Origin of the sequence: Pseudoalteromonas sp. SR44-2 (genome assembly GCF_014163745.1) — a bacterium.
Lineage (GTDB): Bacteria > Pseudomonadota > Gammaproteobacteria > Enterobacterales > Alteromonadaceae > Pseudoalteromonas > Pseudoalteromonas distincta.
Map to the genome: position 1 here is coordinate 21,870 of NZ_JACJDW010000013.1, position 14,362 is coordinate 36,231.

The window sequence follows — 14,362 nt, forward strand, 5'->3', positions numbered from 1 at the left end:
CTAGTCATATATAAGATAAGATAAATAACATAAATATCATGTCCAAATACATACTCTCAATTGATCAAGGAACCACAAGCTCTCGGGCCATCTTGTTTACAAAAGATGCAGACGTTTTTGGTACAGCACAACAAGAGTTTTCGCAGCACTTTCCACAAAATGGTTGGGTAGAACACGACCCTAACGATATTTGGCAAACAGTGCTTAGCACTAGTCGCGAAGTCTTAACTAAAAACGATGTAAAGCCTGAAGAAATTATTGCCATTGGTATCACCAATCAGCGCGAAACCACTTTGGTATGGAACAAAAAAACAGGCAAAACAATTTATAACGCTATTGTATGGCAAGACCGTCGCACCAGTGACTATTGCGAAAGCCTAACAACTGATGAGCTTTGCCAAACAATAAGCGATAAAACAGGCTTACTGCTCGACCCTTATTTTTCGGCCACTAAAATTCGTTGGATTTTAGATAACGTTGAAGGCGCACGCGAACAGGCCCTTGCAGGTGAGCTCGCCTTCGGTACGGTTGACACTTACCTACTTTGGCAGCTAACAGGCGGCAAAGAGCACCGCACCGATGCAACCAATGCATCGCGCACCATGTTATTTAATATTCATACCCAGCAGTGGGATCAAGAGCTTCTAGAGTTATTCGATATTCCAGAATCTATGCTGCCAGAAGTAATGGATTCAGCTGACGAGTTTGGTTCAACCAGCGCTGATATTTTTGGCGCGCCAATTCGCGTATGTGGTATTGCAGGCGATCAACAAGCTGCGCTTGTAGGACACGCATGTTTTGAACAAGGCATGGCTAAAAGTACTTACGGTACTGGCTGTTTTTTAATGCTTAACACTGGCGAAAAAGCACTGACCTCAGAAAACCGCTTATTGACCACTGTTGCCTATAGATTAAACGGCAAGCCAACTTACGCCATTGAAGGCAGTATATTTATGGCTGGCGCAACTATGCAGTGGATTGTTGAAGGCTTAAAGCTACTTAGCCATGCTGGCGAAAGTGAGTCGATGGTTAAAGATGTACCGCTCGACCATGGTGTATTTTTAGTGCCTTCGTTTACGGGTTTAGGCGCTCCTTACTGGGACCCTAATGCACGTGGCGCTATTTTAGGGCTAACACGCGACTCTGGTATTAGCACTATTGTTGCTGCAGCGCTGCAATCAGTTGGCTACCAGACCAAAGATTTACAAAAAGCGATGGAGCGTGATGGCCTTCGCCCAAGTGTGCTTCGTGTAGATGGCGGTATGGTAAAAAATAATTGGGTTATGACCTTTTTATCAAATATTTTAGGTGCAACAGTTGAGCGCCCAACAGTGACCGAAACCACTTCTTTAGGGGTCGCTTATTTAGCAGGCTTGCAAGCAGGTGTGTACGAGTCGACTGAACAGTTATCTAAAATGTGGACATGCGACCGTCGCTTTGAGCCCACCATGAGTGCCGACGAGCGTAACGATCTATACGCAAAATGGCAGCACTGCGTAGCTCAAGTCTGCTTAACGAATAAAAACTGCCCGCAGTAAATACCAAGTGGCTAAGGCCAGTACTTTAGCCACTTTGCTTTTTTAACTTAGCTAAATGCTAGATTTAAAAGGCATGCTTTACTGCTTAAAATTGAAAATGGATTGGCGTCAAAATTAACGAATAAAAAACTGGGTTTTCTATTGTCAAATGAAAACAGCAGCTTTATGATGCTTATGTCTTATTTATATTACAAATAAAAAGGTTAGCTCGGTGGAATTAGCAGATAACGAATATGACTTACTAGTCATCGGTGGCGGTGTAAACGGCACTGGAATAGCAGCTGATGCAGCTGGCAGAGGGTTAAAAGTTCTATTGTGCGAACAATCAGACCTTGCCTGTGCAACATCTTCAAACAGTTCTAAGCTGATCCACGGCGGTCTGCGCTACCTTGAGCATTACGAATTTAGATTAGTAAAAGAAGCGCTAGCAGAGCGTGAAGTGCTACTTAAAAACGCACCTCATATTATGTGGCCGCTAACCTTTAGATTGCCGCATCAAAAACACCTGCGCCCAGCTTGGATGATTCGTATTGGCTTGTTTATGTATGACAACCTAGCAAAACGCGAAACACTAGCGGGTTCTCGAAGCATTAAATTTGGTGAAAATAGCGTTTTAGAACCCTCTATTACTAAAGGTTTTGAATACTCAGATGGCTGGGTTGATGACTCTCGCCTAGTCGTTTTAAACGCCCTAGCAGCGCAGCAAAAAGGCGCCGTTATTACCACGCAAACTAAGTGTGTAAATGCTAAACGTGAGCAAGATAAATGGCAGGTAACCCTTGAGCAGCAAAAGAGCAAAGCTAAATACACCATTTCTGCCAAAGGGATTGTTAATGCTGCGGGTCCTTGGGTAGCTAAATTATTTGACGAAGCACTAACAGAAAAATCACCACAAAATATTCGCCTTGTAAAAGGTAGCCACATTGTAGTGCCTCGCATTCACGATGAAAAACAAGCTTATATTTTACAAAATAAAGATCAGCGTATTGTGTTTGTTATTCCGTTTGAAGATGACTTCTCACTTATTGGCACAACCGATGTAGAGCACAAAGGTGAAGCACAAGACGTTAAAATTAGTGATGAAGAAATTGATTACTTAATTGATATTACTAATACCTACTTTAAACAACCGATTAAACGCGAAGACATAGTACATACCTTTTCTGGTGTACGCCCATTACTTGATGACGAATCAGTTAATGCACAAGCCGTTACTCGCGATTATAAATTAGAGCTTTCGAGTGATGCTAAGCAAACACCTCTACTGAGTGTGTTTGGCGGAAAAATTACAACTTATCGCAAACTTGCCGAAGCTGCGGTTAATAAGCTTGAAGACTTTTACCCACAAATGAGCAAAGCGTGGACCAAACATAGTCCGCTCCCTGGTGGTGATTTTAGCTCTGTAGAAGCACTTAAATCAGAGCTAAAAGCAAAATACGAATGGCTACCTGAAATAACACTTAAACGCTTTGTACGCACTTATGGTACTCGTGCTAAACATATTTTAGGTAGTGCAACTGGGTTGAGTGATTTAGGCCAAGATTTTGGCCATGGTTTATTTGCAGCAGAAGTAGATTACTTGCTAAATGAAGAGTGGGCAGAAAACGCATACAATATTTTATGGCGCCGCAGCAAATTAGGACTACGTTTTAATGAGGCGCAAGTTGCTGCGCTTAATGATTATATTGAGCATAACCAAGCAGCTAAAAGCGCTTAACTATCAAGTTATAATAGCTTCCTGTTAACCCCTTCATAATTTAACCGCTATAAAGGGGTTTATTTTTTTGACTCTAAATTAAATAAATAATTAAAGCCACTAAGCGTCGCTGTTTTAATATCAAACTCAACACACTTCACACCTATTTGGTTAAGCGCCGTAGTAAAACACTTATTGAGCTGCTTTGTGCCAATCACCACAACTTGTGTATCACTTAATAATTGCCATTCGCTAGCGTGGCGAGCTGCTCGTACATCGCTGCCAATTAATACACCCGATAAATAGGCTTTGGCTTGTACTGGCGTTAACTCCTTTGAAAGCTGGCGGGTACGCACACTAAAAATACCATGTGCCAAGTTACCGCTATCACTACCTAAAGTTAGCTCACAGCCTTGCTCAAATGCTTTAAAGTCAAACTCACCCTCTGCGCAGTCGTTAGGAATTAAAACACTTTGATGACATAACAAATCATATAACTCACCGGTCATGGCTGTTTTAAAGCAAATGATTTCGCCATTGTTTATGAGCACCCATTTGGTATGTGTGCCAGGCAAACAGAGTAATATTTTACCTTGTTGATACTCTGGGTTTTGCTTTAAAAACCCTAAAATTTGCAGCTCTTCGCCGCGCATTACATCAAACAAGCCATTTTGCAGCGTACACTTTGTGCCAGGTAGCGCTTTAATAATATGTCCATCGCAATCAAAGCTAACCGCAGCATTAAGTAGCCCTTCGGGATTAATTGGGCATTCTAAATAAGGCGTTTCGTGCCAGCCGATGCTTGAGGTAATTTGTCCTGCAATATATATAGGTAAGCTGCCATATTCTTGCATCCACACTGCAATGGTGTCGATTAGGGTTTGCTCAAAATTTTGATTTGCTTTAACAACGCCAGGGCCATCACGTTGTGCTAATAGTTTAAGTGTTGATTGCGCTCGTACTTCGCACAAATAAGCGCGTAAATGGCTCGTGCCCCAGTCAACAGCAATAAAAAGAGATGAAGTAGCCAAGCTTTAAAGCCTCCCACCGTCAATTTTAATACTTTGCCCGGTGATCATACTGCTTTCATCGGCGGCTAAAAAGAGTGCCAAATTAGCAACATCTTCAGGAGTTACTAATTTTTTAAGCGCCATGGCTTCCATCCACTTAACTTGCTCTTCTTCGGTAAACCAGCTTGCTAGTTGACGGTCGGTAGCCACCCACCCTGGTAAAATAGCGTTAACGCGAATACCAAACTCGCCGTAATCGCGAGCCAGTGCCTTAGTCATACCTATTAGGCCTGCTTTTGCGGTTACATAGCCTGCCATTTGAGGTTGTCCCATAATAGCGTTAATAGAACTAAAGTTAATGATACTGCCCGCTCCATCGCTCTTCATAAAAGACATAGCAACTTGAGAGGCAAAAAATGCAGGGTTTAAGTTTATTTGTAAGCACTGATCCCAGTCTTGCACTGTAACGTCTTCGCTTGCTTGACGGCGATCGTTCGCTACATTATTAACTAGTACATTAATAGCACCAAAAGCGGCGCATGCATCCACAAGTGATTGCTGAAGTGCATGAGAGTCAGTTACATCAACTTGCCTATACCATAGTTTTGCATTAGGTAAATCACGAATAAGCGATTGCGCTGCCTTATCATCAATATCTATAAATGCCACTTTTGCATTTTGGTTTACAAAGGATTTAACCATTGCTCTACCAATGCCTGATGCACCGCCTGTAATAAAAATAACTTTACCAGAAAGACTATGATATTGAGCTAGGGTGTTCAAATTCAACTCTCCATACAGCGCATTTTCCATTTTAATTAAACCCTTTATAAACTTACATTTACAGTATAAAGAGCCAAACTAAGTTGTTAGTGCTGTGCTAAAATATTTAACTAATTAAAAGTTTATATCATATCCTTAAGTACATTAATATGATATATGATATATAATAAAGCAATATATCAACTCGGAATCCTGCGCAATGAAAAGCCAACCCCGTCAAAATTTAACACAACAATTAACCCACGATTTGGGTTTTGCTATTGTGCGTGGTGTTTACCCTGTAAGCGAAGGCCTGCCTTCTGAAGCCGATTTATGTATAAAGTATGATGTAAGTCGCAGCGCTACCCGCGAAGCGGTAAAAATGCTCTCTGCTAAAGGATTAATTTCATCGCGTCCTAAGCAAGGTATTCGTGTATTACCTGAAAGTAGCTGGAACATGTTTGATACCGACGTACTACGTTGGATTTTAAGCAGCAAACCATCACTGTCGTTATTAAAAGAGTTTACTCAAGTACGCGTAGCCCTTGAACCACAAGCGGCCGCTCTTGCAGCACTAAATGCAACCGCAGAACAACTCGCTGATATAGATAGTGCCTTAGCCCGTATGGCTGAAGCAGACGAAGGCTTAGACGACCCACTAGAAGCCGACATTGCTTTTCATACCAGCATATTAGTGGCCAGTAACAATCGCTTTTTTGTGCAGTTAACTGAGTTTATTAGTACAGCCCTTAGAGTAAGTATTCGTTATACAAACCACATTAAAGGTGTACCGGGCGCAGATGTTGCTAAGCACGCTGATATTTTAGAGACCATAAAGTCACGCGACCCTGAGCGCGCTAAAAAAGCAGTAGAAACAATTTTAGAAGAAGCACTACAGTTAATTGAATCTAAATTAGTGTAATGTTAGTTCAACATATTATATAAATATTGAGTCCATCGAATTTACTCTTTGCAGTATATTTTATGGACTTTTTTATTGCCTATAAAACTTAAATTACAGGCATTAAAAAATCCGATATCAGTCTCCTGATATCGGATTTTTAATTATTTAAATCAGCTTAATAACTCGGGTTATTAACTAAGATAAAACGCCTTTTTACAGGCTAGAATTACAATCCTAATTTCTTCTCAAGATAGTGGATGTTAGTACCACCATTTTGGAAGTTTTCATCTGCAAGAATTCTTTTATGCAAAGGAGTATTAGTTTTAATTCCGTCAATTACTAGCTCGTTAAGTGCATTGCGCGCGCGGGCAATAGCTACGTCACGGTTTTCACCGTAAGTAATTAACTTTCCAACCATTGAATCGTAATGTGGTGGAACCGTGTAGTCAGCGTAAATATGGCTGTCCCAACGAATACCTAAACCACCAGCAGGATGGAAACGTGTAATTTTACCCGGTGAAGGGATAAACGTTTCAGGGTCTTCAGCATTAATACGACACTCAATAGCATGACCACGAATAACAACGTCGTCTTGCGTGAATGATAATGGCTGACCCGCAGCAATTTTTAACTGCTCTTTGATTAAATCAATACCAGTAACCATTTCAGTTACAGGGTGTTCAACCTGAATACGTGTATTCATTTCTATGAAGTAAAACTCGCCGTTTTCGTATAAAAACTCAAACGTACCTGCACCGCGGTAACCGATTTCGATACATGCACGTGTACAGCGCTCACCAATAAACTTACGTGTTTCTGCAGTAATACCTGGCGCTGGTGCTTCTTCAACTACTTTTTGGTGACGACGTTGCATAGAACAATCACGTTCACCTAAATGTACTGCATTACCTTGGCCATCTGCTAATACTTGAACTTCGATATGGCGTGGGTTTTCAAGGAATTTCTCCATGTAAACCATGCTATTACCAAAGAACTGCTTAGCTTCTTGCTGTGTTAATGCAATTGAATCAATAAGTTCAGATTCGCTACGAACAACACGCATACCACGACCACCACCGCCACCAGCGGCTTTGATGATTACCGGGTAACCGATTCGTTTAGCGATTTGCATGTTACGTTCTTTATCATCTGATACCGGACCATCAGACCCTGGTACACATGGAACGCCTGCTTTACGCATTGCTGAAATAGCAGAAACTTTATCACCCATAAGGCGAATAGTGTCACCTTTTGGACCAATAAATACAAAACCACTTTGCTCAACTTGGTCGGCAAAATCAGCGTTTTCTGCAAGGAAACCGTAACCTGGATGAATCGCTACAGCGTCAGTTATTTCAGCCGCAGCAATAATGCGCGGGATATCTAAATAACTTTCAGTTGCTGATGGTCTACCAATACAGATGGTTTCATCTGCAAGCAATACATGCTTAAGATCGCGATCCGCCGTTGAATGCACAGCAACCGTTTTGATCCCAAGCTCTTTGCAGGCGCGCAATATACGAAGTGCAATTTCACCTCGGTTTGCAATGACTACTTTATCTAACATTAGAGTTGGCCTTTTAGGTTACGCTATTATTCAATGATGAATAGAGGTTGATCAAATTCTATTGGCTCGCCATTTTCAGCTAAGATAGCTCTTACTGTACCGGCTTTATCTGACTCAATTTGGTTCATCATTTTCATAGCTTCGATAATACAAAGCGTATCGCCAACTTTAACTTGCTGACCAACTTCTACATACGCTGGAGCTTCAGGAGACGCTGCTGCATAGAAAGATCCAACCATTGGTGATTTAACTTGATGGCCAGTAGGTTCTGCTGGAGCTGCTGCTTCAACTGCTACAGGAGCTGCTGCAACTGGAGCTGGGGCTGCTGGCGCTGGTGCATATTGCTGTGGAGCAAATTGCGGGTAACCAGGGCCTGCGCTCATGTTGTTACGGTTAATACGTACTGATTCTTCACCTTCAGTGATTTCTAGCTCAGCAATACCTGATTCTTCTACTAATTCGATAAGCTTCTTTATCTTGCGAATATCCATTACACGACCCGCCTGTTTGTTTGTGTGTTAATTTAAAATTAAATCGAGTTTTTCAACCGGCTCACAGCGGCATTTAATGCTGCGTGGTAACCCATTGCACCTAATCCACATATCACGCCTTGTGCCACATCAGAAAAATACGAATGATGACGAAAGGCTTCACGTGCGTGCACATTACTTAAGTGCACTTCAAAAAACGGAATATCAACACTTAGCAATGCATCACGTAATGCAACGCTTGTATGCGTAAATGCAGCAGGGTTAATTATTATGTAATCAACCGCTTGCCAAGCACTGTGTATTCGCTCAATGAGGGCTTGCTCACTATTACTTTGAAAATGTGCTAACTCAACATCTAGACTATCAGCGGCACTGGTTAGTTCGCTCATAATTTCACTTAGCGTTTTAAAACCGTATTTATCCGGTTCACGCTTGCCAAGCATGTTCAAATTTGGACCATTTATAACTAAAAGGTTAAATTTTGCAGCCATAATACGCGATATATCCTATAAGTAATGAGTTAAGCGGTTGCTAAGTAGTTTTTCGCTTTTAAGCAAGCAGAAAAAAGTAATGTAGCAACAAATTCTCACGTTAACCAACTATTATAGTGATTTCGATGTAAATAGCAGCAAAATACTGGTCCAATCTCTGTTTTGGGAACGGATAACTAGGAGGGAGTCGTAAGCCACTTGGTATATCCAAGTGGCTCTATTGCACTATTATTGTGCGCTGGCGCGCACTGTAGCAAGGTGTTTAGCAAAATCGTCTGCGTTTAAAAAGCCGGTTACACGTTGTGTAGTTAGCTCTTTACCTTGGCTGTTAAAAAACAAAATACTAGGTAAACCAAACACGGTGTACTCTTCCATTAGCTCAATTGTTTTATTGTCACTGTTAGTTAAATCAACTTGAATTAACTGATAATGGCTAAATTCACTTTGCACTTTGGCATCTGGAAACGTGTAATGCTCAAACTCTTTACACGCCACACACCAGTCAGCATATAAGTCGACCATAACCATTCGACCTTCATTACTCGCTTGCGCTACGGCCTCTTTTAGCTCAGCTAAATCCGCCACCTTTTTAAACTCATTACTTTGTGAGCTTACTTGCACAGCTTGTACTGGCCAAAAGTAGTTTTTAGTTAACGTAAACCCTGTCATAACTAATAGCGTTGCAGCAAACCATAATGCAGTTTTTAACTTGCTTTGTGTTTGGCTACTTTGCCAGTGATGTAGGTAAAGTGCCGTTGCTAATGCAAGCACACCGGCCATTAATAATATAATGTCGGCGCTTACTAGTCGCTCAAGTAATATAAGCGGCACAACAAGCATTACAAAGCCAAACAAGGTTTTAACTTGCTCCATCCAACCACCGGCTTTAGGCAGTAATTTACCACCAGATGTACCAAGTAATAAAAGTGGTAACCCCATACCTAAACTAAGCACGTATAGCGTTAAACCACCTACTAAGTAATCACCACTTTGCGCTACAAATAAGAGCGCTGCCGACAGTGGCGCAGTAGTACACGGTGATGCTATTAATCCCGACAGTACACCCATTAAAAATACGCCAACGTAGTTGCCGCCTTTTTGATTGTTACTTACTTGAGTTAGCTTGCTCATCATACTGCTTGGCAGTTTTATTTCGTACCAACCAAACATCGACATAGCCAATAATACAAATAGTAAACTAAAGCTAACTAATACAAATGGATGCTGTAAATACCCCTGCACTTGCCCACCAAGCGCCGCAACAACTAAACCAAGTGCTGCATAGGTAACTGCCATACCTTGTATATATACAAACGACAACGCAAACGCTTTTTTAGTTGAAAGGTTTTGCTGACCCGCAATTAAGCTCGACAAAATAGGAAACATAGGGAATACGCAGGGCGTAAAAGCAAGGCCTACACCAACAACAAAAAATATAAGTAAATTAGTTATTAAGCCCTGACTTGCTAACTGTTCAGTAAAAGTAAGCTCTTTTTCGGTATCATCAGAATTTGTTGTAGGTTCAGTAGCTGGCTCGCTAAGTGCTGCAAATGTACTTTGCGCAGTTGCTGCTTCATCTGTAGTGTTATTTTGGTCTACATTTTTAATCTGTGCGCCACTAATAACACTAAGTGGGATGCTAATTACTTCTGGTGGATAGCAAAGCCCTGCTTTTGCACAGCCTTGGTAACGAACTTTAACCACGGCGCCTTCGGTTACATTACTTAGCTTACTAATAACACTCGCGGAATTAAAAAAAACCTCTGTTTTACCAAAAAATTCATCTTCAATAATTTCGCCACTGCCAGAGTCGCCTACTTGAATGTTTGCACCTTTGGCGATAATTTCTATTTTCTTTTTATATAAATAATAGTCTGGCGCTATATCCCAACCTACAAACAAGGTACTGCCTTGTTGGTCAAAATCAAAAACAAACGCTTGGTCTACAGGTAAAAAAGTCTGTTGCGGAGGCCCAAGTAGATCACCAAGCACATTATTAGTCGCAGCCTTTACGGGTACAGTTAATAATGTAACCAACAATAAAAAGAAAAAACGCATTAATTCAGTACCTCGTCCATCCAATTAAAATACGCCAAATTACCAGTTGAAACTTCTACAACCTGAATCTCCGGCACTTCGTAGCTATGTAGCTCTTTTATTGTTAAAAACACATCGTTCATTTTATCTGCTTTTGTTTTTATAAGTAGCTTGGCTTCAGTTGCTTCTGCTACTTCGCCCTCCCACATATAAATAGAGCCCATGTTAGGTAAAATATTTACACAAGCTGCTAGCTTTTTTTCTACCAACGCCCTTGCTAGGCTGCGTGCTTCTGCTTCATCTTTGCAGGTCGTAAAAATCATTTTAAAATGCGTAGTCATTATGAACCTATACTTATTGGACAGTGTCTAGCTTCATAGTATCTGATAGCCGATACAATGTGTAGACGCTTAAATATCAGTAAAATGACTATACCTATGCCCTAACCTTGAAAAGAGACCTAGTCACCCTCATTTATATTTCATCAACTCTTTTGAGTGTCATTATTTAGAGAGCGCTATGTTTAGATTTTTATTTGTGTTGTTTATCATCATCCCTATTATCGAAATCGCCTTACTGATTCAAGTAAGCGATGTGATTGGCGGATTTGCAACAATTGCACTTGTTGTTATTACCGCGATTTTAGGTGCCAAAATGGTTAAAACACAAGGTATGGGTGCGCTGCAAAACGTACAAGCGCAAATGGCGCAAGGGCAAATGCCAGCCAAAGAATTATTTACCGGAATATGCGTTGTAATTGCAGGGGTATTATTACTTACCCCTGGCATTATGACCGACGTGTTTGGATTACTATTATTAACGCCTGCAATTCGTAACAAACTGGCCGCAGGCCTTGCTAGCCAAGCAACTGTTAGAATGAGCGCAGGTAGGCAACAAGGGCCATCGCCGTTTGCTGGGCAGCAACATGCTGAACGAGAGCAAGGGCAAATGGAACGACCAACGACTATTGATGGCGAATATGAGCGAAAAGATTAAAAATTTATCATTTTTTCTCTTGGAATTTTACACTCTACCCCCATTAATGAATGCAAATTAGAAAAGCTTTTTTCTGTACTGTTCAGAAACTGTTAGGAGAACTAAAAAACATGAACATTCGTCCTTTACAAGATCGCGTAATCGTTAAACGTCTAGAAGAAGAAACAAAATCTGCTGGCGGTATTGTATTAACTGGCTCTGCAGCTGAAAAATCAACTCGCGGAGAAGTTGTAGCCGTAGGTAATGGTCGCGTTTTAGATAACGGTGACGTGAGAGCGTTAGAAGTTAAAGCCGGTGACACTGTGTTATTTGGCTCATATGTTGAAAAAGTTGAAAAGATCGAAGGTCAAGAGTACCTGATCATGCGTGAAGATAATATTTTAGGCATTGTAGGCTAAACCTACTTTTCGTTTATAAACATTTAAGAATTTAGAGGAATTTAAAACATGGCAGCAAAAGAAGTACTTTTTGCAGGTGACGCACGCGCTAAAATGCTAACTGGCGTAAACATCCTGGCAAACGCAGTAAAAGTTACATTAGGTCCTAAAGGCCGTAACGTTGTACTAGACAAATCATTTGGCTCTCCAGTTATTACTAAAGATGGTGTATCTGTAGCAAAAGAAATCGAACTTGAAGACAAGTTTGAGAACATGGGCGCACAAATGGTTAAAGAAGTTGCATCTAAAGCAAATGATGCAGCCGGCGATGGTACAACTACCGCTACAGTACTTGCACAGTCTATTGTTAATGAAGGCCTTAAAGCTGTTGCAGCAGGCATGAATCCAATGGATCTTAAGCGCGGCATCGACAAAGCAGTTATTGCTGCTGTTGCAGAGCTTAAAGCGTTATCTGTTCCTTGTTCTGATACTAAAGCAATTGCACAAGTAGGTACTATTTCAGCTAACTCTGATCAAGAGATTGGTAATATCATTGCTCAAGCAATGGAAAAAGTAGGCCGCAACAGTGGTGTTATTACTGTAGAAGAAGGTCAATCACTTGAAAACGAACTAGATGTTGTTGAAGGCATGCAGTTTGACCGTGGTTACTTATCTCCTTACTTTATCAACAGCCCAGAAAAAGGCACTGTTGAACTAGATAACCCATTTATTCTACTTGTAGATAAAAAAATATCTAACATCCGCGAATTGTTACCAACATTAGAAGCGGTTGCTAAAGCAAGTAAACCACTACTAATCATCGCAGAAGACCTTGAAGGCGAAGCACTAGCTACATTAGTAGTTAATAACATGCGCGGTATTGTTAAAGTATCAGCTGTTAAAGCACCTGGCTTTGGCGATCGTCGTAAAGCAATGCTACAAGATATCGCTGTATTAACTGGCGGTACTGTTATTTCTGAAGAAATCGGCTTAGAGCTTGAAAAAGCAACAGTTGAAGACCTAGGTACAGCTAAACGCGTAATTATCACTAAAGATGATACAACTATCATTGATGGTGCTGGTGAAGAAGCAGGTATTACTGGTCGTGTTTCTCAAATTAAAGCACAAATTGAAGAAGCTACATCTGATTACGATAAAGAAAAACTTCAAGAGCGCATGGCTAAACTAGCTGGCGGTGTTGCAGTAATCAAAGTAGGTGCTGCTACTGAAATCGAAATGAAAGAGAAAAAAGACCGCGTTGAAGATGCATTAAATGCAACTCGTGCAGCGGTTGAAGAAGGCGTAGTACCTGGCGGCGGTGTTGCACTTGTACGTGCTGCTAGCAAGCTAGTTGATTTAGTTGGCGACAACGAAGATCAAAACCACGGTATTAAAGTTGCACTTCGTGCGATGGAAGCACCACTTCGTCAAATCGTAACTAACGCAGGCGACGAAGCATCAGTTGTAATTAACGCAGTTAAAGGCGGCGATGGTAACTACGGTTACAACGCAGCAACTGGCGAATACAACGACATGATTGAAATGGGTATCCTAGATCCTACTAAAGTAACACGCTCTGCGCTACAGTTTGCAGGGTCTATTGCGGGTCTAATGATCACTACTGAAGCAATGGTAGCTGAAATCCCTAAAGACGAATCTGCTGGTGCACCTGATATGGGCGGCATGGGTGGAATGGGTGGTATGGGCGGCATGATGTAATCATCCCCTAAACACCTAGCTCAAATAAAAACCCAGCTTCGGCTGGGTTTTTAGCTATTGGGCACAAATAAAGTAAAAGCCACAGGTGTGGCTAATTAATAAAATGACTTCGCGTATCCCTTTGCTTCTTAAATGCATGCCAAGCCATACTCAGAGTTAATTTTATTTATTAAAAATTATTAAGGATATTAAGATGAATAAAAAACCTGAACTAATCATCTCATCACTCGATGCAGATAGATTGTATGACTTAATGGAATCATTGCCTGCAGGTAGCTTTGCTAATAAAGAAGAATTGGAAGCTGAACTGGCACGAGCGACAATAGTCGAACCTAAAGATATGCCATCGTCAGTTGTAACAATGAACTCAACTGTAAACTTTATTGTTGAGTCTTCTAAAGAAGAATTTACGTTAACCTTAGTGTACCCAAAAAACAGTGACTCTAGCGGCGATAAAATATCGATATTATCCCCCGTTGGTAGCGCATTACTTGGACTAAACCAAGGCGACGAAATTGAGTGGCCTAAACCGAGTGGCGGCTTAATAAAGGTAAAAATAAAAGAAGTAACCTATCAACCAGAACGTGCTGGCGAATTACACAGATAAACATTTTATGCATTTAACGCTAAAACTCGACTTAAAGTAAACCCAGCCTCGGCTGGGTTTTGCTTTTTATTATAAACCAGATTGTTACTGTTTAATTTATACCTATAAATAAGCTACATACTGCGAGCATATACCTTACTTGATCGTTTACTAAATATGATAAAAAG

The 14,362-nt window shown here is 40.9% G+C and carries 14 protein-coding genes; 7 read left to right on the forward strand and 7 right to left on the reverse strand.

What is annotated here, in order from left to right:
* The first annotated feature begins 38 nt into the window (after window positions 1-38).
* Both glpK and glpD read left to right on the forward strand, forming a co-directional pair.
* A complete protein-coding gene (glpK, locus tag H5115_RS09805) occupies window positions 39-1,538 on the forward strand; it encodes a glycerol kinase GlpK (protein ID WP_182754998.1) in 1,500 nt (499 codons plus the stop codon).
* A gap of 211 nt (window positions 1,539-1,749) precedes the next feature.
* Complete coding sequence (glpD, locus tag H5115_RS09810) at window positions 1,750-3,255, forward strand: glycerol-3-phosphate dehydrogenase (protein WP_182755000.1); 1,506 nt, start codon at window positions 1,750-1,752, stop codon at window positions 3,253-3,255.
* A 59-nt stretch (window positions 3,256-3,314) separates the two neighbouring features.
* Here the strand turns inward: glpD and H5115_RS09815 are convergent, their stop codons facing one another.
* Entirely contained in the window at window positions 3,315-4,265 is a 951-nt protein-coding gene (locus tag H5115_RS09815; protein WP_182755002.1) for a 2-dehydro-3-deoxygalactonokinase, read from the reverse strand.
* 3 nt (window positions 4,266-4,268) lie between these two features.
* Window positions 4,269-5,027, reverse strand: a complete 759-nt coding sequence (locus H5115_RS09820) for an SDR family NAD(P)-dependent oxidoreductase (RefSeq protein WP_149601989.1) — start codon at window positions 5,025-5,027, stop codon at window positions 4,269-4,271.
* Window positions 5,028-5,226: 199 nt separating this feature from the next.
* Here H5115_RS09820 and H5115_RS09825 point away from each other — a divergent pair, with 199 nt between their 5' ends.
* Window positions 5,227-5,928 (forward strand): FadR/GntR family transcriptional regulator, encoded by a 702-nt coding sequence (locus H5115_RS09825; RefSeq protein WP_024596672.1) that lies wholly within the window; start codon window positions 5,227-5,229, stop codon window positions 5,926-5,928.
* Window positions 5,929-6,136: 208 nt separating this feature from the next.
* Here H5115_RS09825 and accC read toward each other — a convergent pair whose 3' ends face one another.
* The 5 genes from accC to cutA form a co-directional block, all read right to left on the reverse strand.
* Entirely contained in the window at window positions 6,137-7,477 is a 1,341-nt protein-coding gene (gene accC / locus H5115_RS09830) for an acetyl-CoA carboxylase biotin carboxylase subunit (RefSeq protein WP_182755004.1), read from the reverse strand.
* 26 nt (window positions 7,478-7,503) lie between these two features.
* Complete coding sequence (gene accB / locus H5115_RS09835) at window positions 7,504-7,968, reverse strand: acetyl-CoA carboxylase biotin carboxyl carrier protein (RefSeq protein ID WP_002958842.1); 465 nt, start codon at window positions 7,966-7,968, stop codon at window positions 7,504-7,506.
* Between the two features lie 38 nt (window positions 7,969-8,006).
* Window positions 8,007-8,459, reverse strand: a complete 453-nt coding sequence (gene aroQ, locus H5115_RS09840; protein ID WP_182755006.1) for a type II 3-dehydroquinate dehydratase — start codon at window positions 8,457-8,459, stop codon at window positions 8,007-8,009.
* A gap of 228 nt (window positions 8,460-8,687) precedes the next feature.
* Window positions 8,688-10,517, reverse strand: coding sequence for a protein-disulfide reductase DsbD (locus H5115_RS09845; RefSeq protein ID WP_182755008.1), 1,830 nt, complete (start codon window positions 10,515-10,517; stop codon window positions 8,688-8,690).
* Window positions 10,517-10,837, reverse strand: a complete 321-nt coding sequence (cutA, locus tag H5115_RS09850) for a divalent-cation tolerance protein CutA (RefSeq protein ID WP_002958839.1) — start codon at window positions 10,835-10,837, stop codon at window positions 10,517-10,519. The genes H5115_RS09845 and cutA overlap by 1 nt, the downstream gene beginning before the upstream one ends.
* 178 nt (window positions 10,838-11,015) lie before the next feature.
* On the opposite strand from cutA, the gene H5115_RS09855 reads away from it, so the two are divergent.
* The 4 genes from H5115_RS09855 (at window position 11,016) to rnk (ending at window position 14,195) form a co-directional block, all read left to right on the forward strand.
* A complete protein-coding gene (locus H5115_RS09855; RefSeq protein WP_002958838.1) occupies window positions 11,016-11,492 on the forward strand; it encodes an FxsA family protein in 477 nt (158 codons plus the stop codon).
* Window positions 11,493-11,602: 110 nt separating this feature from the next.
* The gene (locus tag H5115_RS09860) at window positions 11,603-11,890 is read left to right on the forward strand and encodes a co-chaperone GroES (RefSeq protein ID WP_002958836.1); all 288 of its coding nucleotides are present in this window, start codon (window positions 11,603-11,605) and stop codon (window positions 11,888-11,890) included.
* Window positions 11,891-11,938: 48 nt separating this feature from the next.
* Window positions 11,939-13,588 (forward strand): chaperonin GroEL, encoded by a 1,650-nt coding sequence (gene groL, locus H5115_RS09865; RefSeq protein WP_002958835.1) that lies wholly within the window; start codon window positions 11,939-11,941, stop codon window positions 13,586-13,588.
* 193 nt (window positions 13,589-13,781) lie between these two features.
* On the forward strand, window positions 13,782-14,195 hold the full coding sequence (rnk, locus tag H5115_RS09870; protein ID WP_010555031.1) for a nucleoside diphosphate kinase regulator: 414 nt from the start codon (window positions 13,782-13,784) through the stop codon (window positions 14,193-14,195).
* Window positions 14,196-14,362: the final 167 nt, after the last annotated feature.